This window comes from Affinundibacterium seohonense (genome assembly GCF_014284305.1).
GTDB lineage: Bacteria > Pseudomonadota > Gammaproteobacteria > Burkholderiales > Burkholderiaceae_D > Undibacterium > Undibacterium seohonense.
The window spans coordinates 22,188-43,525 of the sequence record NZ_JACOFW010000016.1 but is presented as its reverse complement, the minus strand read 5'-3'; the positions used below and the strand labels follow the sequence as shown (position 1 = coordinate 43,525).

General features: G+C 47.3%; 19 protein-coding genes and 1 tRNA gene. 11 read left to right on the top strand and 9 right to left on the bottom strand.

Features of this window, described 5'->3' with window-relative positions:
* Positions 1-171: 171 nt before the first annotated feature.
* The 3 genes from H8K52_RS13800 to H8K52_RS13790 all read right to left on the bottom strand — a co-directional run bounded on the left by H8K52_RS13800 (position 172) and on the right by H8K52_RS13790 (position 3,034).
* Positions 172-1,452: a TRAP transporter large permease gene (locus H8K52_RS13800; protein WP_186923493.1), complete on the bottom strand. Its 1,281-nt coding sequence runs from the start codon at positions 1,450-1,452 to the stop codon at positions 172-174.
* Entirely contained in the window at positions 1,449-2,000 is a 552-nt protein-coding gene (locus H8K52_RS13795; protein WP_186923492.1) for a TRAP transporter small permease, read from the bottom strand. Before H8K52_RS13795 ends, H8K52_RS13800 begins: the two co-directional genes overlap by 4 nt.
* An 83-nt stretch (positions 2,001-2,083) precedes the next feature.
* Positions 2,084-3,034 carry a TRAP transporter substrate-binding protein gene (locus H8K52_RS13790; RefSeq protein ID WP_246464544.1) on the bottom strand — a complete coding sequence of 317 codons (951 nt, stop codon included), beginning with the start codon at positions 3,032-3,034 and terminating at the stop codon, positions 2,084-2,086.
* Positions 3,035-3,283: 249 nt separating this feature from the next.
* Here H8K52_RS13790 and H8K52_RS13785 point away from each other — a divergent pair, with 249 nt between their 5' ends.
* Together H8K52_RS13785 and H8K52_RS13780 are read left to right on the top strand one after the other, a co-directional pair.
* The gene (locus H8K52_RS13785) at positions 3,284-5,278 is read left to right on the top strand and encodes a two-component system sensor histidine kinase NtrB (RefSeq protein ID WP_186923490.1); all 1,995 of its coding nucleotides are present in this window, start codon (positions 3,284-3,286) and stop codon (positions 5,276-5,278) included.
* A gap of 9 nt (positions 5,279-5,287) precedes the next feature.
* Positions 5,288-5,878 carry a response regulator transcription factor gene (locus H8K52_RS13780; protein ID WP_186923489.1) on the top strand — a complete coding sequence of 197 codons (591 nt, stop codon included), beginning with the start codon at positions 5,288-5,290 and terminating at the stop codon, positions 5,876-5,878.
* A 2-nt stretch (positions 5,879-5,880) separates the two neighbouring features.
* Here H8K52_RS13780 and queG read toward each other — a convergent pair whose 3' ends face one another.
* The gene (queG, locus tag H8K52_RS13775; RefSeq protein ID WP_186923488.1) at positions 5,881-6,951 is read right to left on the bottom strand and encodes a tRNA epoxyqueuosine(34) reductase QueG; all 1,071 of its coding nucleotides are present in this window, start codon (positions 6,949-6,951) and stop codon (positions 5,881-5,883) included.
* A gap of 44 nt (positions 6,952-6,995) precedes the next feature.
* On the opposite strand from queG, the gene tsaE reads away from it, so the two are divergent.
* Complete coding sequence (gene tsaE, locus H8K52_RS13770; RefSeq protein WP_186923487.1) at positions 6,996-7,481, top strand: tRNA (adenosine(37)-N6)-threonylcarbamoyltransferase complex ATPase subunit type 1 TsaE; 486 nt, start codon at positions 6,996-6,998, stop codon at positions 7,479-7,481.
* Between the two features lie 13 nt (positions 7,482-7,494).
* Entirely contained in the window at positions 7,495-8,820 is a 1,326-nt protein-coding gene (locus tag H8K52_RS13765) for an N-acetylmuramoyl-L-alanine amidase (protein WP_186923486.1), read from the top strand.
* Between the two features lie 416 nt (positions 8,821-9,236).
* Here the strand turns inward: H8K52_RS13765 and H8K52_RS13760 are convergent, their stop codons facing one another.
* The 5 genes from H8K52_RS13760 to H8K52_RS13740 form a co-directional block, all read right to left on the bottom strand.
* The gene (locus H8K52_RS13760) at positions 9,237-10,043 is read right to left on the bottom strand and encodes a MetQ/NlpA family ABC transporter substrate-binding protein (RefSeq protein WP_186923485.1); all 807 of its coding nucleotides are present in this window, start codon (positions 10,041-10,043) and stop codon (positions 9,237-9,239) included.
* A gap of 63 nt (positions 10,044-10,106) precedes the next feature.
* Positions 10,107-10,766: a methionine ABC transporter permease gene (locus H8K52_RS13755; RefSeq protein ID WP_186923484.1), complete on the bottom strand. Its 660-nt coding sequence runs from the start codon at positions 10,764-10,766 to the stop codon at positions 10,107-10,109.
* Entirely contained in the window at positions 10,767-11,831 is a 1,065-nt protein-coding gene (locus H8K52_RS13750) for an ATP-binding cassette domain-containing protein (RefSeq protein WP_186923483.1), read from the bottom strand.
* 256 nt (positions 11,832-12,087) lie between these two features.
* On the bottom strand, positions 12,088-12,417 hold the full coding sequence (locus H8K52_RS13745; protein WP_186923482.1) for a hypothetical protein: 330 nt from the start codon (positions 12,415-12,417) through the stop codon (positions 12,088-12,090).
* 10 nt (positions 12,418-12,427) lie between these two features.
* The gene (locus H8K52_RS13740) at positions 12,428-13,078 is read right to left on the bottom strand and encodes a VTT domain-containing protein (protein WP_186923481.1); all 651 of its coding nucleotides are present in this window, start codon (positions 13,076-13,078) and stop codon (positions 12,428-12,430) included.
* A 113-nt stretch (positions 13,079-13,191) separates the two neighbouring features.
* Between H8K52_RS13740 and mutL the strand changes: the two genes are divergently transcribed.
* The 7 genes from mutL (at position 13,192) to H8K52_RS13705 (ending at position 21,287) form a co-directional block, all read left to right on the top strand.
* Complete coding sequence (mutL, locus tag H8K52_RS13735) at positions 13,192-15,099, top strand: DNA mismatch repair endonuclease MutL (RefSeq protein ID WP_186923480.1); 1,908 nt, start codon at positions 13,192-13,194, stop codon at positions 15,097-15,099.
* 147 nt (positions 15,100-15,246) lie between these two features.
* The gene (miaA, locus tag H8K52_RS13730) at positions 15,247-16,176 is read left to right on the top strand and encodes a tRNA (adenosine(37)-N6)-dimethylallyltransferase MiaA (protein ID WP_186923479.1); all 930 of its coding nucleotides are present in this window, start codon (positions 15,247-15,249) and stop codon (positions 16,174-16,176) included.
* 110 nt (positions 16,177-16,286) lie between these two features.
* Positions 16,287-16,363 (top strand) — tRNA-Met (locus H8K52_RS13725).
* A 144-nt stretch (positions 16,364-16,507) separates the two neighbouring features.
* Positions 16,508-17,131: a GIY-YIG nuclease family protein gene (locus H8K52_RS13720; protein ID WP_186923478.1), complete on the top strand. Its 624-nt coding sequence runs from the start codon at positions 16,508-16,510 to the stop codon at positions 17,129-17,131.
* 65 nt (positions 17,132-17,196) lie between these two features.
* A complete protein-coding gene (locus tag H8K52_RS13715) occupies positions 17,197-18,879 on the top strand; it encodes a class I SAM-dependent DNA methyltransferase (RefSeq protein WP_186923477.1) in 1,683 nt (560 codons plus the stop codon).
* Positions 18,869-20,248: a restriction endonuclease subunit S gene (locus H8K52_RS13710; RefSeq protein ID WP_186923476.1), complete on the top strand. Its 1,380-nt coding sequence runs from the start codon at positions 18,869-18,871 to the stop codon at positions 20,246-20,248. Before H8K52_RS13715 ends, H8K52_RS13710 begins: the two co-directional genes overlap by 11 nt.
* 535 nt (positions 20,249-20,783) lie before the next feature.
* Positions 20,784-21,287 carry an REP-associated tyrosine transposase gene (locus tag H8K52_RS13705; protein WP_186923475.1) on the top strand — a complete coding sequence of 168 codons (504 nt, stop codon included), beginning with the start codon at positions 20,784-20,786 and terminating at the stop codon, positions 21,285-21,287.
* The last annotated feature ends 51 nt before the right edge of the window (positions 21,288-21,338 follow it).

Below are 21,338 nucleotides of genomic sequence, written 5' to 3'. Positions count from 1 at the left end.
TCAAAAATGATTTATCTTATTTCCCATAGGGAAATATAAGAAATTCCGTTGGGAAATATTTTGATAAATGCGATGTATCTAATCCATGCAAAACGCCACGATTTTGGTCGTGGCGTTTTCTGTTTTAATTGACAATTGAAGCAACTTGTTTGTTGACCTTCAGTAGTTATTTCAGTTGTAAATTAAACGCGGCAACCACGTCGAAATGATCGGCACATAAGTGATCAACATTAAAAATCCTATCATCGTCATCAACCACGGCAACACGGCAACAGTTAATTCGGTGATGCCCATTTTCGCAATCCCCGTTGCAACATAGAGATTCAAACCCACTGGCGGATGACACATACCGACCTCCATATTCACCACCATAATGATACCGAAGTGTACTGGATCAATACCGAGCTTCATCGCGACCGGAAAGAGGATAGGCGCCATGATTAAAACGATCGAGGATGGCTCCATCACATTGCCAGCCAACAGCAAAAGGATATTCACGACCAAGAGAAAACTGATCATACCAAAGCCACTATCGAGTATCCACGCTGCCATGGCTTGTGGAATATTTTCGCTAGTCATCAAGAAGGAAAACAGGACGGCATTCGTAATGATGTACAAAAGCATGGCCGACATCGCCGCAGAATCGATCAAGACTTTAGGTACTTGTTTTAAGCTCATATCTTTGTACACAAATACCGCGACAATGAAAGCGTAGACAGCCGATACCGCCGCTGCTTCCGTTGGTGTAAACATGCCGGAGTAAATCCCACCCATCACGATCACGATCAGTAATAATCCCCACGCGCTCTTACGAAAGGCCACAAGCCGTTCCGCCCACGTCGCTTTTTTCATCCGTGGGTAATTATGTTTACGAGCTAAAAACCAAGTGGTTAATCCAAGAAAAAAAGCCAGCAATAAACCAGGAATGACACCAGCCATAAATAATTGGCCAACCGACGTATTGGTCGAGACCGAATACATGACCATCACAATCGAAGGTGGGATCAAGATACCCAAAGCACCCGAAGTCGTAATCACGCCAGCACCAAAACCTTTTGGATAACCTTGCCTCACCATCGCTGGCATGATAATCGAACCAATTGCTACTACAGTCGCTGGGGACGAACCCGACACAGCCGCAAACAAAGCACAAGCCATCACGCCTGCCAAAGCCAGACCGCCATGCCAATGTCCGACCATGGAAGTCGCAAAATTAATCATGCGCCTAGCCACACCGCCATGCGTTAAAAAATTACCCGCTAAGATGAAAAACGGAATCGCCATAATTTCGAATTTTTCTATGCCGGTGAACAGTTTCAATGCCACAGATTCGATCGGCACCGAAGTCATCGTAAATAAAAAACTGAGAACCGTTAAGCCCAAAGCGATAGAAATTGGCATGCCTGTTAACATCAAGGCGATCAACAACGAAAAGATAATCAGGGAGTTCATGCGCGCACCTCTTCTTCCAAGCCTTCAACATGGGCGTGATCGTGTTTAGGTAGCTCACCTGTTTTTAAGAAATTCCAGCCGACCTGTAAGAAGCGAAAAGACATCAGATACGATCCTAAGGGGATGGCCATGTAGACCCACCACATCGGTATTTCCATATCAGGAGAGGTCTGGTCGGTGTGGGCTATCCCATACACAAAATAAGCGCCCAAAGTGCCTATGATTCCTGTGAATAAAGCGCCAGAACCCAAGCTAATCAAGACGAATAGTTTTTTCTTCTTTTCATCCAAACGATTAACTAATACATCGACCCCAACATGGATGCCTGAACGCACCCCATAAGCAGCGCCAAATTTCGCCATCCAAACGAATAAATAGATAGTCAATTCTTGCGCCCAGCTGGTGTTGAGGCTGATCAAATAGTCCTGCACCACAGGAATATTAAAGCCAGACATATAACGATGTAATACAGCGACAAAGGTAATAAGGGTCGCCGTTGCCATTAGCAAGGCAATCAAATACTCTTCCAAGTGATCAAGCAATTTCATGCCAGCTCCCGGTAGAAAATAAATTTATTATAGGAGTCAATCCAGCTCACAAATGGATGCTGGATTGACAGGAGGAATGAGGCTTACTTTAAGCCCAACGCTTGGGCTTCTTTATGTACACTTTGAATCAACTCTTTACCGATACGATCTTCCATCGTTTTCTGTACTGGCATCAAAACTTTAATCCACTCTGCACGTTCTTTCTCCGTCGGCGCATACACGGTAGTTTTACCGGATTTTTTCACGGCTTCGATTGCATTATCATTTTCGATTTGTGCGATCGCATTCGCGTATTGTGTAGCGGACTTCATCGCTTTGTTGAGCTCAGTACGAATGTCGGCTGGCAGTCCATCCCAGAATTTCTTATTCACAATCACCGCATAGCCGAGGTAGCCGTGATTGGTCATCGTGACGTGTTTTTGCACCTCGTGCATTTTTTGCGTATACAAATTGGACGGTGGATTCTCTGTGCCATCGACCACGCCTGTTTGCAAGGCTTGGTAGACTTCAGAGAAGGCCATGACTTGTGGATTTGCACCCAGTGCACGCATTTGTGCATCCAGCACTTTAGAGGATTGTATGCGTAATTTTTTCCCCTTTAAATCGCCTGGTACGCGCATAGGAATATTCGAAGACATGACTTTAAATCCATTATCCCAAAATCCCAATCCAGTAATGCCTTTCGGTTCTAACTTTGCGAGCAAGCTGGCACCAACCGGTCCCTCGGTGACACGATGCAAAACATCACGATTTTGAAAAATATAGGGTAAATCAAAAACCTCAAATTCTTTCACGCCCAGCGGACCAAATTTTGCCAGCGATGGTGCCAACATTTGGACTGCACCTAATTGCAATGCTTCCAACTCTTCCTTATCTTTGTACAGCGTACTGTTCGGATACAGTTCGACCTTGACGCGGCCTTTTGTGCCTTTTTCTGCTAATTCTTTGAATCGCTCCGCGGCTTTACCTTTTGGCGTGTCGTTCGCCACCACATGGCTAAACTTGATCACGATCGGTGTTTGCGCCAAAGCCATACTGCTGAGCCCCAAACCCGTCGCGATCAGCGAAGTCGCCCCAATCGCGCGCAATACATGGCGTAAAGTTTGGCGTTTTTGTTGTTGGCTATCTTGGTGTTTCATAGAAGTCTCCTAGTTTAATAATTGTGTAAGCATTATTAGCCGTTTAAACGACAATAGACAACTGTGGTTTACCACAATGTCGTCAGAAATAGACAAACCCAAGTCTCCCTGCGAAAGTCAAGCGAGTTCAGCTACACTTTTACCATGCCAATCAAGCCCTTAACCACGAAAAAATTTCGCACTTCACTGCCGTGGATGCTTCCTATCGTCCTTGTCCTCTTATTCGTGGCCGTCTTGATCTGGTTGCCTTGGCAGGCACAGCGCATGGAAGCCAATGAGCGACAAGAGCAATTGATTGCCGATACTTTATGGGTAGAGCAAGCGCTGCAATTTCAGCTCAAACGCAATGAAGAGAGCTTATTAACCATTGCAGAAGATTTTGTCGATAACAACATTGAAGCAGCCACCATCACGGATCGCTTGCGATTGTATGCAACAAATAATCACGAGATCCAAGATGTCATCCTATGGGATGCACAGCAGAAGCAGATTGCCAGCAATACCAGCAGCACCAGCGGACTTACCGTCAACACAGACATACTCAAACAAGCTTTAGCCGCGAGCGAAAGCTTCACTCAAAAACTACGAAAGCCGATTTGTACAAAAATGGCTAGCCACAACCTGGTTTGTCGCTACCCTATTTTTCGCGACAACCAATATCGCGCCAGCATTACCGTCAGCTATCAGCTACAAGTCTTACTAGACGAAACTGTCCCTTGGTGGTTTGCGCAGGAGAACGAAATTTCCTTGCTCGATCAGGAGGATAACATTTTGGCCAAGCGCACCGCAGGTGGCGCTGGCAAAAGCGTCTATACCCATAACCGTAGTTTAGAATTTCCACAGCTCACTTTACATTTACATACCAATAGCACCAAGAGCGAACCCAAACTATTATCGAATTTACTTGTCGTTTCGGTGGTCTTATTGTCACTTGGCCTAGTCTGGAGTCTGATCGCCCTATGGCGCGACATCAATCGACGCCTGCACGCAGAAGGTGCCTTGCGCAAAGAAGTTGCGTTCCGAGCCGCTATGGAAAACTCGCTCATCACAGGGCTACGCGCGCGTGACATGGAAGGTCGCCTCACCTATGTCAACCCATCATTCTGCAAAATGCTGGGTTTTCCTGCAGAAGAATTGGTCGGCAAATTACCGCCCATGCCCTATTGGGCTCCCGAGGAAATTGCCGAATACGAAAATCGTTTCGCCCAGATTTTGACCGGCACGGTACAACCGGAAGGCTTTGAAACCATCTATCAGCGCGCCAATGGCGAACGCTTTCCTGTACTCATTTATGAATCACCCCTAGTGGACGACAAGGGCCGACAAACTGGTTGGATGAGTTCTATTCTCGACGTATCCGAACTAAAGCGAGCACAAGAACTGAGCCGTCAACAAGAAGAAAAACTACATCAAAACGCCCGCCTCGCCACCATGGGCGAAATGGCCTCGATGCTGGCGCATGAACTAAATCAACCACTCGCTGCGATTTCTAGCTACACCACTGGTGCGCTCAATCTGCTCAAACAAGGCGACAATGTCGATCTTCAATCTTTGAGTCAGGCACTAGAAAAAACCACACAGCAAGCACAACGGGCTGCACAAGTAATACGCAGCGTCCATCAATTTGTCAAGAAACGCGAAGCGAGCAGGAGCAACTTTAATATCAATGCTCTACTACAAAGCGTGATGCCGCTCGTTGCTTTACAAGCACAAAGTTCACACATCCATGTCCATTATCAAATCGATGCGGATTTACCTGAAGTGTATGCGGATCAAGTCTTGATTGAACAAGTCCTTCTGAATCTGACGCGCAATGCGATCGAGGCCATGCAAGATGTAGCATATCAACACCGACAAATGCAGATTCACGCGCACCTGAACATGAGTCCTGACAAACACTTTCCTCGTTTGGTTCTGATCCAAGTGATTGATCAAGGTCACGGTATTGCGCCAGAAGTCGCAGAAAAACTCTTTTCTCCTTTTTTCTCCACCAAGGCAGATGGAATGGGAATGGGTTTGAATATTTGTCGGACTGCGATAGAGTTCCACGGTGGTAGTTTGAAATACCGCCCCAACCCCGTGGGTGGGACTGTGTTTGAATTTACCATACCCTGTGCAAGCAAGCCGAATCACGATTGAGAGACATCTATGCTACATATTGTTGATGACGAAGAAGTACTACGCGACGCCCTGCTGTGGCTGGCGCGCTCACGTCAAATTGAAGCAAAGACCTATGCCAATGGCGAAGTTTTTCTGGCAACCATAGATCAAGGTTTGGTGTTTGCTAAAGAAGGCGATTGCCTCCTTTTAGACGTCAGAATGGCAGAATTAAGCGGCACCGCGCTATTTGATATTTTAAGTACACGTCAATTAACACAACGATTGCCAGTGATTTTTCTGACTGGTCATGGCGATGTGCCGATGGCGGTGGATAGTTTAAAACGCGGCGCCTTCGACTTTTTCGAAAAACCTTTTAACGACAATGCCTTAATGGACAGAGTCGAACAAGCCTTGCAACAATCGATCAAAGCGGGTGAAGCACATCAGGTGCAGCTACGTTTGCAAAGTTTATCGCAACGAGAGCATGAAGTGCTTGAACTTATCCTACAAGGCAAAATGAACAAGAACATCGCCGATGAACTTGGTATTAGTATGCGAACGGTGGAAGTTCATCGTGCCCATATTTTTGACAAAATGCAGATTAAGTCGGCAGTCGAATTAGCTGGCTTATTGAAATAGTCTTACTGCAGATGCTGCGCCAAGGCCCATTGCACATGCTCGCGCACAAGTTCTGAGCTATCTTCGAGACGCGCTTGCAAAGCCTGCACGATATCCGCTCTGCCTTGGTATTCGCTTGCGGCGTTCCCCAAACCCACAGCGAGATTACGCAACCATTTCTCATAACCTATACGCCGGATTGGGCTACCTTCCATCCTGCGTAAAAAGTCCGCTTCGCTCCACGCAAATAATTCCAACATCGTGCGCTGATCCAAACCATGCCGCACATCAAAGTCATTCACCGTCGCGGCTTGGGCAAATTTATTCCAAGGACAATACAACTGACAGTCATCGCAGCCGTACACGCGATTACCAATCAGTGGACGCAATTCAACAGGAATCGCGCCATGCAGTTCTATCGTCAAATACGAGATGCAACGCCGCGCATCGAGTTGATAAGGCGCGATAATCGCCTGCGTCGGACAGACATCAATACAGGAACGACATTGACCACAATGATTACTGGTCGGCGGATCGACCGGCAAAGGAATATCAACTAGGATTTCACCTAAGAAAAATAAGGACCCAGCTTCACGGGTCAGTAACAAGGTATGCTTGCCACGCCAACCAAGGCCCGCTTTCTCCGCCAAAGCCACTTCCATCACCGGTGCCGAATCGGTAAACACGCGATAGCCAAAGTCACCAACTTTAGCGGCAATCGCCTCAGCCAATTGTTGCAAGCGTTGGCGCAAGACTTTGTGATAATCCCGCCCGCGCGCATAAATCGAGATCACGGCTTGATCGGCCGCCCGCGTTTTTTCGATATCACGCCAGTCGTCTGGCGTATCGCTTGGCAGATAATCCATGCGTGCTGTAATTACCCGCACCGTTCCCGGCACCAATTCATCAGGTCGATAGCGTTTGCTACCATGGCTTTCCATATACGCCATCTCGCCATGAAAACCAGCGTCAATCCAAGCTTGATAGCCTTCGACCACATGCGACAAATCCACATCGCTAATCCGCACATCGGCAAACCCAGCTTGTTTGCCGAGTTCTTTGATTTCTTGCGCAAGTTGGACGTAGTCAGTCATGTTATGGTATGTTTTGAGCCTTCTACGGCAGCAAAGAATTCAGAATGCAACATTATAAGACAAGCTTGGCAGATGAAGCGGCTACTCAGGCACTAGGCAAAAGTTTAGCGCACTGCTTAGTGGCAGGCATCGTGATTAATTTACATGGCGATCTTGGCGCAGGCAAAACCGCCTTAACCCGTGCCATTCTGCACGCTGCGGGTCATCAAGGCACGGTCAAAAGCCCGACCTATACCTTGGCAGAGCCTTATGAAATCATGGTGAAAGGGGAAGTCACCAAGTTAATGCATTTTGACTTATATCGTATGCGCAGTCCCGACGAGTTCATCGAAGCGGGCTTTCGCGATGAGATGAATGATCAAACCATTTGCATCATCGAATGGCCAGAAAAAGCCGATGGCATTTTGCCTTTACCGGATTTGGAAATTCATTTTGCTATTGTAGATGTCGGACGCGAGGTAGAATTACGCGCTTTATCAGATAAAGGTAACGCCTGTCTGAGTCAATTGCACTTTGCACCAAATCTTTAAGTTTGAGTTGATTATGTCCAGCCGCCCTCCTGCTCCCCGCCGTACCTTCCTAAAAGCAGGCGCTACTCTTTTTTTATCCGTGCTCGCGCCTGCCGCAGCCAACGCCATGCAAATCTTGGCGGTACGGGTTTGGCCTGCGGCTGACTATACCCGCGTTACCTTAGAAAACGACGCGGAGCTTAAAGCCACGCATTTTCTGGTCAAAGACCCGAATCGCATGGTGGTCGAAATTGAAGGCTTAACTTTAAACGCCACCTTAAAAGATCTCGTCGCCAAGATTCAGACCAATGATCCTTACATCAAACAAGTCAGGGTTGGACAAAATCGACCCAACGTCGTTCGCTTAGTGTTTGACTTGAAAGAAGAAATTAGTCCGCAGGTCTTTAGCTTAAAACCGATTGGCGATTATCAACATCGCTTGGTATTCGATTTGTACCCAGCCAATCCAGTTGATCCAATCACGGCCTTAATTGAAAAAGGCGAATGGCAAAAAGACGATGCGCTCACTGCGGCCATGTCTGGGAATGGTAAGAACGAAAGCAGCAACAATAAAACCGACAACAAGACTGACAATAAGGTCGACAGCAGGCCAGAACAAAAAATCGACAAACCCGCCGGCAATCAACAAATCCGCATGATTACCATCGCCCTTGATCCCGGCCATGGCGGTGAAGATCCGGGAGCGATTGGTCGTGCTGGTAGTCGCGAAAAAGACGTGGTGCTGGCGATTGCGAAACGCCTCAAACACCAATTAGAACAAGAAGACAATATGCGCGTGATGTTGACGCGTGATGGTGATTTTTTTGTACCGCTGCAAACCCGCGTTAAGAAAGCACGTGGCGTACAAGCAGATTTATTCGTATCAATCCATGCCGACGCGTTTATCGAACCAAGAGCACGCGGCTCTTCAGTATTCGTACTATCCGAAAAAGGCGCAACATCAACCGCTGCTCGTTGGCTAGCCAAGAAAGAGAACGACGCGGATCTGATCGGTGGCATCAACCTCAAAAATCAAGATAAGCAATTAGCGGGCGTCCTACTCGATCTCTCTACCACAGCGCAGATCAACGACAGCATGAAAGTTGGCAAAGTCGTTTTAAAGGAAATTTCAGGGGTGAATCGCTTGCATAAACCGGCTGTCGAACAAGCTGGATTTGCCGTCTTAAAAGCACCGGATATTCCTAGTATTTTGATTGAATCGGCCTTCATCTCCAATCCGGAAGAAGAAGCGCGCTTGACCGACGAAGCCTATCAGAATGAGTTAGCGGAAGCGATCGTCAGAGGGATTAAGAAATATTTTTCCAAAAATCCGCCTTTAAATCGTGGAAAGATCGCTTGAGCAAATACCGCACTGTATGCATCGATAACATATAGGGCGGGTGAAACCCGCGCAGCCAGTCTATCGAGTACCAGAGCAGCACATAAGCAGCGCGGGTTTCACCCGTCCCATGAATTTGCTGTTTGTTGTCACACTTAGATTTGTGATAACACCATCTAGATTAGATTTCTTGATAGCCTAGGGTGAATCTCCCTTCTCCCGCGAGCGGGAGAAGGGTCGGGGATGAGGGACGTCCAGATTCGAATTAAGTCTAATGCTCACACCTTTTAGGTTTTTGCTTAGTTTATCTCACTCAACTTTTCGCGAATTCTTAACCACCCTCACCCCTTCCCCTCTCCCGCTTGCGGGAGAGGGGTATTTAAATCCATTATTCACATCACATCTTTAACAATAAGTATCCAGACTCAAGTTCCCCATCAAAACGCAGGCACCACAGCGCCCTTATAGCGCTCTTGAATAAATTTCTTCACTTCGGGTGAATTCAAAGCGACTGCCAATTTCTTAAATGCTGGACTATTCTTATTATCTTCACGCGCCACCAACAAATTCGCATACGGCGAGTTCGCATCTTCGATAAATAAGGAATCTTTCAATGGATTCAATTTCGCCTCAATCGCGTAATTGGTGTTGATCAAAGCCAGATCCACTTGTCCTAATATACGCGGTAAGGTAGCAGCTTCTAACTCTTTGAATTTCAGATTTTTAGGATTATCGATGATATCTTTTTTGGTGGCAGAGATATTGTTCATATCCTTTAACTTTAACAACCCCTGCTTCGCCAACAAAATCAAAGCGCGACCTGAATTGGCTGGATCATTCGGAATCGCAATCGTCGCGCCGTTTGGCAAATCGCTGAGTTTTTTGTATTTACTGGAATAGCCTGCAAATGGTTCTACATGCACTTTCACCAGCGGCACTTGCAGATCATTTTTGTGACTTTTCTTAAACTCGTTCAAGTAAGGTTGCGTCAAATAATAATTACCGTCCAAACGCTTTTCATTCACCTGTACGCCAGGTTGTATGTAGTCAGTGAACACTTTAATCTTCAGCGTCACACCTTGCTTGGCCAGCAATGGCTTAACAAACTCCAAGATCTCTGCATGTGGAACAGGATTGGCTGCAATGGTTAGAGTCTCTTGCGCTTGCACCGCACTCGCGCACAGCAACAGACTCAAACCTGTCAGTGTAAAAATACGACGGCTTTGTTTGGAAACTACGGACATAAAAGCTCTCAATCTTTCGGCAAATTAGTTAAATAAATTCGTTTTAAACAGTTCTAGCAAGAATTACTTACGCGTAAACTTAGCGACCAACAGATCGCCCCACCATTGAAACAACTGAACCAAAATCACCAAGATCGCCACCGTCACGATCATGACTTCAGTTTGAAAACGTTGATAACCATAACGCAAAGCGAGATCACCCAAACCGCCACCACCGATCACGCCCGACATCGCCGAGTAAGACACTAAGGCGATCGTCGTCACCGTTGTCGCTGCCAATAATCCTGGCAAAGCTTCGGGTAACAATGCTTGCAAAATGATTTGATGCGTTTTAGCACCCATTGCCTGACATGCTTCAATGATGCCTTTATCAACTTCACGCAATACGTTTTCCACCAATCGTGCAAAGAAAGGCGTGGTGCCTATCACCAATGGGGGAATGGTTCCCGCCACGCCCAATGACGTGCCCACCAAGATCAAGGTCAAAGGAATCAAAACGATCAACAAAATAATAAAAGGCACCGAGCGCAGCATATTTACGACAAAAGATAAAAGCGCATAAATGCCGCGCTGTTCTAGCAACTGCTTCTTCCCTGTCAAAAACAAAAGCACACCTAATGGCAAACCAAGCAATATGGTGAACACCAAAGAAACCCCGGTCATCGTCAGCGTATCTAAAGTCGCTTGCAGAATATCTTCCCAATCAATCACTGAAAAATCCATTTACATCTCCTGAGTTTGATTGACTGTTTGATTGACTAAGTGATTCAGCACATCAACTCGAATATCGGCTTGACCTAAGAGCTTTAACACATTATCGATTTCGGACTCTTCGCCGATCACCTCAACAATCAATTGACCGTAAGGCGTATTTTTGATGCGCGCAATCACGCCTTGTAAGATGGTAATATCGGCGCTCGTTTGCGCGGTGATGCGACTTAAAATCGGTTCATGGGTCGCACTGCCAACGTAAGTCAAGCGCAGCAAATGACTGCGCTTGGCACCTTGCCCACGCTGCGCGAGTTCTTGCAGCAAGCTCAGATCTAAGGCTTGATTTTCTGCGACTAAGCTTTGTGTCACCGTATGGCGTGGATGTAAAAAGACTTCGACCACATTGCCAGTCTCAACGATCTCACCGCTATCAATCACCGCAACCCGATCGCAAATACTACGTATCACCTGCATCTCGTGAGTAATCAACACAATAGTCAAGCCGAGTTTTTGATTGATGTCGAGCAAAAGGCGCAAAATTTGTTGCGTCGTCTCAGGATCCAACGCCGACGTCGCCTCATCGCATAACAGTAAATGCGGGTAATTGGCCAAGGCGCGGGCGATGCCAACCCTTTGTTTTTGACCACCCGATAGTTGCGCCGGATACTTATTCGCGTGCTCTTGCAAACCGACTAATTCGATCAATTCTGCAACCCGTTTTGCCCGCTCTTCTGCCGTATATTTCCCGGTCAACTTGAGTGGGAACTCGATATTTTGCGTGACGGTTTTTGCACTCAATAAATTAAAGTGCTGAAACACCATACCAATACGTTGACGCAAGTTTTGTAGCTGGGTCGTATCAAATTGCGTGATGTCTTCACCTTCAAAAACGACTTTGCCACGACTTGGACGCTCTAATAAATTCAATGCACGCAATAAGGTACTCTTGCCCGCACCTGAGCGACCGATGATGCCAAACACTTCGCCTTGAGCGATGTGCAAATTAATATTTCGTAGTGCCGAGACCTGTCTTCCTTGCACCACATAATCTTTTTCTAATTGCGCGATTTCTATCACGGAGGAATTCCCTTCTGGTTGTTCGCGTTTTGCGCAGGCAGGATAAAGCCCGAACAAGCATCAACACATTCTATAGAACTCGCATACCACTTTCCAATCTTTTAAAACGCTTTGCTTATACGTGCAAAGCATTTAGCGAGTCGGAACGACACAAGTCGATGCACAGAAGCCACCATTTGATCGCAAACTGCTTAATAGATTAAAAAAATAGATTAAAAATAGATTAAAAATAGATTGAATAAATAAACGAAGAGGATCAGTGCAATTCAGCACTCGAATCACAGGCAACATCGGCAGCAATCGAGCGACGCACCCAGCGTTGAAAAAGTGGCTCGCCCCTGTAAGGTAATAGCAACAGATAATGGGCTGGTCGTAGCAGCATACCGCATCGGTATTGCCGCACCTCGGCATGCCATTCCAGAGCACGGCAACGACCGCGCCACTGCCACAGAAAAATGCGGGAAACGGGACAAGGACTGGCAGCACAACAAACGCCACAGCCATTACAGTTTTGTCCCGCTTTTGGCTTTGGCGGCGCCTCTGGCTGCAACCAAATCACTTGATGATCAGTGCCAGAGGATTTCATTTCTAAAAGTTTAAGAAACTTTTTTGCTAAACAATTTGCGACCAAACTTCCATGCCAGTCCTAATATGATAGGAACAATCGCGGCGCCAACGCCGACCATCACGATGATGGAAAGATTATTTTTAATCAGAGGAATATGACCAAAATAATAACCAGCCAAAATCAAAGAGACGATCCATAAGATCGCACCAAGGACATTATAGAATTGAAAACTGCGATGGCTCATTTCAGAAAAACCCGCAACGAATGGGGCAAAGGTACGCACAATCGGTGTAAAGCGCGCTAACACAATGGTCTTGCCACCATGTTTTTCATAGAACGCGTGTGTCTTTTGCAGCGCGCCCTTATCGATCCAGCGCGAATTACCTGCCATCACCTTGTGACCAATCGTGCTTCCTATCCAATAATTAATCGAATTTCCAGAGATAGAAGCAAATAATAGAATCGCAATCAAAAACCAAGGATCCATCGCACCAGCAGCGCAAAAAGTCCCTGCGATAAACAGCAAAGAATCACCGGGCAAAAATGGAAAAATAACAAAAGCGGTTTCACAAAATACGATAGCAAACAGCACCACATAGATGAGCGTGCCATATTGTTCAATCAGTTGCCCCATCTTATCGACATGCAACACCATATCTAAAAACTGCATCAAATCCATAATGCTTAACTTTCAGTGAGGGCAAATTCTATTGATTAAATTGAATAAAAAAGTCACGAGAGATCGACTCGCGGCGACATCATACACTAAGCGAACACAGTTATAATGCCAGTATGACGACAACATTATCTCCCCGCCCGATTCAGGCGCTGCCTGACCATTTAATTTCTCAAATCGCCGCTGGCGAAGTCGTGGAGCGCCCCTCTGCCGTAGTAAAAGAATTACTGGAAAATGCATTAGATGCGGGTGCTAGCAATATTACCGTTCGCCTCGAAGAAGGTGGCGTCAAGCGCATCGCGATTATCGATAATGGACGCGGCATCCCCGCCGACCAATTGCCGCTTGCCGTGCAACGTCACGCCACATCCAAAATCACATCGCTAGAAGAATTAGAAAACGTGGCTACTTTAGGTTTTCGTGGTGAAGCGCTGGCATCGATCTCTTCGGTGGCGATTTTGACGCTGACCACTCGCACTGCGGAAGCACCGCATGCCTGGCAAATTGAAAATGGCAACATCACCCCAGCTTCCGGCGCACAAGGTACGACGGTCGATGTACAAGATTTGTATTACAACACGCCAGCACGGCGTAAATTCCTAAAATCGGAACAAACTGAATTCGGTCATTGCGCCGAAGTCGTGCGTCGTATCGCTTTGGCACGGCCTGACGTTTCATTTTCCTTAACGCACAATGGCAAAACCGTCGATCATTGGAATGTCAGTGCGATAGACAAACGTAGTGCAACGATTTTGGGCGATGGCTTTGCCAACGCTCGCTTAGCCGTTGACGAATGCGCAGGGCCATTACGCTTGCATGGTTTCATCGGCCTGCCGACCGCATCAAAAGGCCGCGCCGATGCCCAGTATTTTTATGTCAACGGCCGCTTTGTCCGCGATAAGTTATTAACTCACGCAGTGCGTGCTGCGTATCAAGATGTCTTGCATGGTGACCGTTATCCCTCCTACGTCATCGCACTCGACCTCGATCCAGCACTCGTCGACGTGAATGTGCACCCATCCAAGATTGAAGTCCGTTTCCGCGATAGCCGAGCTGTGCATCAATTTGTCTTCCATGCGGTCAATCGCGCGTTGGCACAAACCTCGGCGACCGCGTTCGGCACAGTACCTGCCCCAGCGACAGCAGGTTTAAGCGAAGCGACGAACAATAGCGGACGTATGCCTTGGATAAGTGGCGAACAAACCAGCTTTTCAGCGCAATTTGCATCACCTGCATTTGCCATCAAAGATAGCGACTTAAACCAAAGTGGCGGCTACGGTGGCAATGCTGGCAATAATGGTGGCAATAGCACTGGCTACGATTACAGTTTCATGCAGCAACGTGCGCAAGGCGCAGGCGTGGCTCAATCGGCAGAAAGTTACGGCGCCTTTTTTGGAGGCAAAACAGCTCAAGCAGGGGAATCTAATTTACCCAACGACGATCACCCGCTCGGCTTTGCACTAGCCCAGCTACACGGCATTTATGTGCTGGCGCAAAACAGCAAAGGCTTAGTCCTAGTTGATATGCACGCAGCACACGAACGCATTTTGTACGAACAACTCAAAAATGCCTTAGATGAAAACGCCATGCCTGTGCAATCACTATTGATACCGATGACCTTTCACGCCGATGGCGTTGAAGTCGGCACTGCAGAAGAAAACCAAGACATCTTAAAGTCACTAGGTTTCGATATCGCTGCTATCTCACCGACTACCTTAGCCGTGCGTGCGGTACCTGCTTTATTAAAAAACGCCGACGCCCAATCTTTAGCACGCGATGTCTTACGCGAAGTCAGAGAATTTGGCGGCTCACGCGTGCTAATCGATAGACGCAACGAATTACTCGGCACCCTCGCCTGCCACACAGCAGTGCGTGCGAACCGCAGTTTAACGATAGTGGAAATGAACGCCCTACTACGCCAAATGGAGCAAACGGAACGGGCGGATCAATGCAATCATGGTCGACCGACTTGGGTGCAATTGGGATTGAATGACTTGGATAGAATGTTTATGCGTGGGCAGTGATTAAACATCTTTGCCGCAGAGGCGCAGAGTACGCAGAGAAAAACGAAGTGCGTTTTACTAACTCAAACTTGCTTCACCTTTGCAATATAAAAACCTCTGCGATCTCTGCGCCTCTGCGGTTCAATCTTTTTAAGTTTTAAAAAATTTATGCCACAACAAAAAATCATCGCCATCATGGGTCCCACCGCTTCCGGCAAAACCGCAGCGGCCTTGGCGATTGCACGCGAAGTCCCAGCCGAAATCATTTCTGTCGATTCGGCGCTAGTCTATCGCGACATGAACATAGGCACTGCAAAACCCAACGCCGAAGAGCTTGCCGCCGCCCCGCATCATTTGATCGACATTATCGACCCCAGCGAAACCTATTCCGTCGCCCAATTCTTAAACGACAGCGCCAGACTGGTTAAAGACATACGCGAACGCGGCAAACTCCCGATCTTGGTTGGCGGCACCATGATGTATTACAAAGCCCTGATCAACGGCATCGACGACCTACCACCAGCCGATCCCGCCATCCGCGTCCAACTCGATGCCGACATGGCTGCAATCGGCGCACCGGGTTTACATGCACGACTAGCGCAAGTTGACCCCATCACCGCTGCGCGCCTGCAACCCAACGACAGCCAACGCATACAACGCGCCTTAGAAATCTATCAGCTCACAGGGCAAGCAATGTCCTCACTCATCGCCCAGCAACCTAGAGCTGCAGCGCCATTCGACCTATTACCGATTTCATTAGAACCAAGCGACCGCAGCTTCCTACACGAGCGCATCGCCAAACGCTTCGACATCATGTTGGAACAAGGCTTTATCGACGAAGTGCGGCAGCTCAAACTCAGACCCGATTTGAACGCAGATCTGCCTTCAATACGCTGCGTTGGCTATCGCCAAGCTTGGGATTACTTAGACGGCAGCATAAGCTACCAAGAAATGCGCGAACGTGGCATCATCGCCACCCGCCAACTAGCCAAGCGCCAACTAACTTGGTGTCGCTCAATTCCCGAGCGCCTAATCATCGATTGCACCAAAGATAATATTAACGAGCAAGTGGTACAGCATACACACACCTTGTTCTGACAAACTTAGTAGAACTTAAGCGACGTTAAGGAATTTTCTTAACCACACATAAGCAATTCAGATTAATTCTTGACGCTTCTAACTTCCGCTGGCATAATCTTGGGCTTCTTGGTGATATAGCTCAGTTGGTTAGAGCACAGCACTCATAATGCTGGGGTCGGTGGTTCAAATCCACCTATCACCACCAGAACACAAAGCCCTGTTAGCAATAACAGGGCTTTTTTGTTTTTGTTGTAGAAAGAAATAAACATATCATTCTGCCTTTAAGATTCCTTGCAAACTCACTTACAATGCTTGCAAGCAAATCAATCCGTGACTAAGGACTAGCACAATGGGCGACATAGTTTACGTAATGACCAATGAAGCGATGCCTGGCATCATCAAAATTGGTTACACCGACAATATAGAAAATCGCATCAAAACTTTAGATCGCACGTCCCTCCCCCTGCCTTTCGAATGCCACTACGCAGCCCGCGTTGAAAACGCGTTCGAGATTGAACGCATTTTGCATACCCTGTTTGCGGAACAACGCATTCGACCTAATCGCGAATTCTTTCGTCTATCGCCAGAGAAAGTTGTTACGGCATTGCGCTTAACACCGCATCAAGATGTCACGCCACGCGTCGGGATATTCGAAGACGCAGAAGAGCAACGTGCTGTTACCGAAACACGCGCCAGACGTGATCGCATTAATCTACGCGCAATTGATGTGCCAGTCGGTGCAGAACTAGTTTTCTCTCGCGATACCGACATCAAATGCACAGTGCTCAATGAAACCCAAATTGAATACCAAGGCACCGTCACAAGCCTGTCGCGCTCAGCACTCAATATTCTGCAAGCCAAAGGCCATAGCGTAAGCAGTGTCAGCGGTTCGGTATTTTGGATGTACGAAGGTGAAACGCTCGATGAACGACGTCAACGCATAGAAAGCGAACAGTTTGAAAGTGCCATGTAGATCAGCATGATTTACACGGCAGAAATAATGACTCATCAAACAAGAACATAAAAAACTAAGAACACATGACCGACCAAAACGAACAAGAATTCCTCAACAATCTAGAGAAAAAACTCTGGACCAGCGCCAACAAACTCCTCCCCTCACTCGACGCCTCGCAATACAAGCATGTCATGCTGGGGCTAGTGTTTTTGAAATATGTGTCCGATGCCTTTGATATTCGCCGTGACGAACTCAAGGCGCAATTCACCAATCCCGATAACGATTACTTCGTAGACCCTGCCGATTTTGATGACGACGCCGACTACCAAGCCGACATCGCCAGCGAACTCGAAGGTCGCGACTACTATCTCGAAACCAATACCTTCTGGGTGCCACCTGTCGCTCGCTGGCAATTTTTGCGCGACAATAACAAAGTCGTCATCGGTAGTGCGGAGCTACCCGTACAAAGCAAAGGCGAAATCAAAAACATCAAAATCAACTCCGTCGGGCATCTCATTGATTACGCCTTAGACGCGATTGAAATCGACAATCCCAAGCTCAAAGGCGTACTCAACAAGCGCTACACGCAATTACAAATCGACCAAGCCAAACTGGGTGAGTTGATCGACTTAATTTCCACCATTCCGTTCAAGCACGAATCGCTTTCGAGCAAAGATATCCTCGGCCACGTCTACGAATATTTTCTAGGGCAATTCGCCTTAGCCGAAGGAAAAAAAGGCGGGCAGTTCTACACACCCAAAGCCATCGTCAGTCTCATCGTGCAAATGCTAGAACCCTACAAAGGCCGCGTGTACGACCCGGCAATGGGCTCGGGTGGTTTCTTTGTGCAATCCGAACAATTCATCACCGCCCACAAAGGTAAGATCGGCGATGTCTCTATCTACGGCCAAGAATACAACCACACCACATGGCAACTCGCCGCCATGAACATGGCGATTCGTGGCATTGATTTTAATTTTGGCAAAGAGCCCGCCAACACCTACACCAACGACCAACACCCCGACCTGCGCGCCGACTTTGTGATGGCGAACCCGCCCTTCAATATGAAAGAATGGGACACGGGGGTGGACGACAATGACCCGCGCTGGGTCTATGGCAAACCACCTTCCGGCAATGCCAACTTCGCATGGCTGCAACACATGCTGTATCACTTAGCACCCAACGGCAGCCTCGGTCTGTTGTTAGCAAACGGCTCCATGAGCTCCAACACCAGCGGCGAAGGCGATATCCGCAAAGCCTTAATCGAAAACGATTTAGTCGAATGCATGGTCGCGCTACCGGGGCAACTGTTCACCAACACCCAAATCCCCGCCTGCATCTGGTTCCTCACTAAAAACAAAAACGCCCGCACCGCGGCAAGTGGTCGTCAATTGATTGACCGCAGAAACAAAGTACTGTTCATCGATGCGCGTAATCTCGGCTACATGAAAGACCGCGTGCTACGCGACTTCACGCAAGACGACCTCAACAAAATTGGCGATGTGTATCACGCATGGCAAATGGGGAAAGACTACGAAGATCAAAAAGGTTTTTGTTCTAGCGCGAATTTAGCCGATATTCAAAAACACGATTTCGTGCTGACACCTGGGCGTTACGTGGGTGCGGAAGATGTGGCGGAGGATGGCGAAGCCTTTGCTGACAAGATGGCGCGTTTGACTGCCCAATTGAAAAACCAGTTTGAAGAGAGTGATCGCTTGGAAGTGGAGATTAAGAAGAACTTGGCGGGGTTGGGTTATGAGTTCTAAGTGCATCGGTGATCATGTAGAACTTCAACGCGGAACGACCTACAAGAGTGCGTTGCTTGATTTACCAGGCCCCTATCTTCTAGGATTGGGATCGATCGCACGGGACGGAGGATTTCGTCAAGAAAAATTAAGGACATACGGCGGACCATCTCCAGACAAATTATTGGTTTATCCCGGTGACATGTTCGTTTCTTTAAAGGACGTAACTCAATCAGGAGATCTTTTAGGTTCGGTCGCTAGGGTTCCCCCTGAAGTCGCAGTTGGTCGAATGACGCAAGACACTGTGAAACTATCCTTTAAAACTGATATACACAGGCCATTTTTTTATTGGGTATTAAGAAGTCCCCAGTATCGGCAACATTGTCGATCCCACGCGACAGGCACCACAAATTTAGGCTTGAGCAGAGAAGATTTTTTCGCATTTGAGATCCCAGAATTAGACGCTGATGGAGAAAAGATTGTCGATCTTTTGGAAGCAATTGAAGAAAAAATCGAACTCAACCGCCAAACCAACCAAACCCTAGAACAAATCGCACAAGCCCACTTCAAAAGTTGGTTTGTCAATTTCGAACCCACACGCGCCAAGATCGCAGCCAAAGAAGCGGGCGCATCGCCTGAAGAAATAGAACGCGCCGCCATGTGCGCCATCAGCGGCAAAACCCCAGACCAACTAGTCCAACTACCACCAGAAACCCAACAAAACCTCAAAAGGACCGCAGCCCTATTCCCAGATGCGTTGGTGGATTCGGAGTTGGGAGAGATACCGGAGGGGTGGCATGTAAGTGAAATTGGAAAAGAAGTTGATGTCGTTGGTGGTGGCACGCCGAGCACTGCGAACACTGAATTTTGGGAAGATGGAGAACATCATTGGACAACGCCAAAAGACATGTCAAACCTAACGGACAAGATTCTTTTGGAAACAGATAGAAAAATTACGGATGCTGGCTTAAAAAAGATTAGCTCAGGACTTTTACCTCGAAACACCGTATTGATGTCATCACGTGCGCCTGTCGGTTATTTAGCAATTGCGAAAATTCCAGTTGCTATCAATCAGGGTTACATCGCAATGAAGTGCGAGAAAATTCTGAGTCCAGAATATATTGTGCAATGGGCAGAGTCTGTCATGGACGAGATCAAACAACGTTCCAGTGGCACTACTTTTGCAGAAATTAGTAAGACCAATTTTCGTTTGATTCGTACGCTAGTTCCAAATGAAAAGCTTGTTCAGGCCTATACAAAAGAGGCGAGTAGTATTTATGAAAAAATCACTTCGCTGCTTCTGGAAAATAGAGAGATAATTTCAATTCGTGATTCATTATTACCTAAGTTATTGTCGGGAAGCCTAGCTATTGGAATAGATAATGAGTGAGACTGTCTTTGTTCTTAAAAATTCAAGTTCTGCGCGACCTAAGTTGCTACGTAAAATTAAAAACATAGAGTTTCCAAACGAATTGCAAGGTGCCAAATAGGCCGCTAGCGAACATCACTCATATTGAAAGCGATCACATGACTTGTTTACACGGAAGGGTTGCACCAACTCAAATGACGAAGCTTCGTCTATTCGCTGATTCTGGTGGATATTGTGGCAATCCAGAATGTTCGGCGCCAATTTTTAAAGAATTCGATGATGAAATAATTCATATCGGCGAGATTGCACACATAATTAGGGACGTAGGGCGCAATGAATTGCGCCGCATGGGATCGTTAAAAATTCCGTGATGCGTGACGAAATGAATGGCGCAATACATTGCGCCTTACGGTGCATTGGAAGGTTAAAATTACCGTGACGCGTGGTTGAACCAATGGCGCAATACATTGCGCCTTACGCCGATACGCCGATACGCCAATACGCCAATACGTCGATACCTTATTACACCGATTATGTTTACGATGGGAGATGATGTATGCCGAATTATCGACGCTTGTGGCATCCGGGTGGGACTTACTTTTTTACGGTGAATCTACTGGAACGCTCGGGCAATGATTTGTTGGTGCGGCATATTGGACTATTGCGTGAGGCGGTGCGGGAGGTGCGGCGCTTGCATCCGTTTTTAATACATGCTTGGGTGGTGCTACCTGATCATTTGCATTGTGTGATGGAATTGCCCGAAGGGGATGTAGATTTTGCTGTGCGCTGGCGACGGATCAAAGCGATCTTCTCAAAGTCACTACCTAAAACGGAAACCCTTTCCGCGACACGTCAACGACGCGGTGAACGCGGCATCTGGCAACGACGTTTTTGGGAACATTTGATTCGGAATGAAGCCGATTATGCGGCGCACATGAACTACGTGCACATCAATCCCGTCAAACATGGTTTGGTGAGCAAAGTTGCCGATTGGCCGCATTCGACTTTTCATGGTTTGGTTGAGCAAGGTGTGTATCCGGCGGATTGGGCGGGAGAGTAAGATCGTAGGGTGCAATGAATTGCGCCGCATGGGAATGTTGAATTTTTTTGG

Excerpts from the sequence above, each read along its gene's own strand:
- H8K52_RS13800 (WP_186923493.1), bottom strand. The coding sequence starts at position 1,452 with ATGAACTCCCTGATTATCTTTTCGTTGTTGATCGCCTTGATGTTAACA.
- H8K52_RS13795 (WP_186923492.1), bottom strand. The coding sequence starts at position 2,000 with ATGAAATTGCTTGATCACTTGGAAGAGTATTTGATTGCCTTGCTAATG.
- H8K52_RS13790 (WP_246464544.1), bottom strand. The coding sequence starts at position 3,034 with ATGGCTTTGGCGCAAACACCGATCGTGATCAAGTTTAGCCATGTGGTG.
- H8K52_RS13785 (WP_186923490.1), top strand. The coding sequence starts at position 3,284 with ATGCCAATCAAGCCCTTAACCACGAAAAAATTTCGCACTTCACTGCCG.
- H8K52_RS13780 (WP_186923489.1), top strand. The coding sequence starts at position 5,288 with ATGCTACATATTGTTGATGACGAAGAAGTACTACGCGACGCCCTGCTG.
- queG (WP_186923488.1), bottom strand. The coding sequence starts at position 6,951 with ATGACTGACTACGTCCAACTTGCGCAAGAAATCAAAGAACTCGGCAAA.
- tsaE (WP_186923487.1), top strand. The coding sequence starts at position 6,996 with ATGCAACATTATAAGACAAGCTTGGCAGATGAAGCGGCTACTCAGGCA.
- H8K52_RS13765 (WP_186923486.1), top strand. The coding sequence starts at position 7,495 with ATGTCCAGCCGCCCTCCTGCTCCCCGCCGTACCTTCCTAAAAGCAGGC.
- H8K52_RS13760 (WP_186923485.1), bottom strand. The coding sequence starts at position 10,043 with ATGTCCGTAGTTTCCAAACAAAGCCGTCGTATTTTTACACTGACAGGT.
- H8K52_RS13755 (WP_186923484.1), bottom strand. The coding sequence starts at position 10,766 with ATGGATTTTTCAGTGATTGATTGGGAAGATATTCTGCAAGCGACTTTA.
- H8K52_RS13745 (WP_186923482.1), bottom strand. The coding sequence starts at position 12,417 with ATGAAATCCTCTGGCACTGATCATCAAGTGATTTGGTTGCAGCCAGAG.
- H8K52_RS13740 (WP_186923481.1), bottom strand. The coding sequence starts at position 13,078 with ATGGATTTGATGCAGTTTTTAGATATGGTGTTGCATGTCGATAAGATG.
- mutL (WP_186923480.1), top strand. The coding sequence starts at position 13,192 with ATGACGACAACATTATCTCCCCGCCCGATTCAGGCGCTGCCTGACCAT.
- miaA (WP_186923479.1), top strand. The coding sequence starts at position 15,247 with ATGCCACAACAAAAAATCATCGCCATCATGGGTCCCACCGCTTCCGGC.
- H8K52_RS13720 (WP_186923478.1), top strand. The coding sequence starts at position 16,508 with ATGGGCGACATAGTTTACGTAATGACCAATGAAGCGATGCCTGGCATC.
- H8K52_RS13715 (WP_186923477.1), top strand. The coding sequence starts at position 17,197 with ATGACCGACCAAAACGAACAAGAATTCCTCAACAATCTAGAGAAAAAA.
- H8K52_RS13710 (WP_186923476.1), top strand. The coding sequence starts at position 18,869 with ATGAGTTCTAAGTGCATCGGTGATCATGTAGAACTTCAACGCGGAACG.
- H8K52_RS13705 (WP_186923475.1), top strand. The coding sequence starts at position 20,784 with ATGCCGAATTATCGACGCTTGTGGCATCCGGGTGGGACTTACTTTTTT.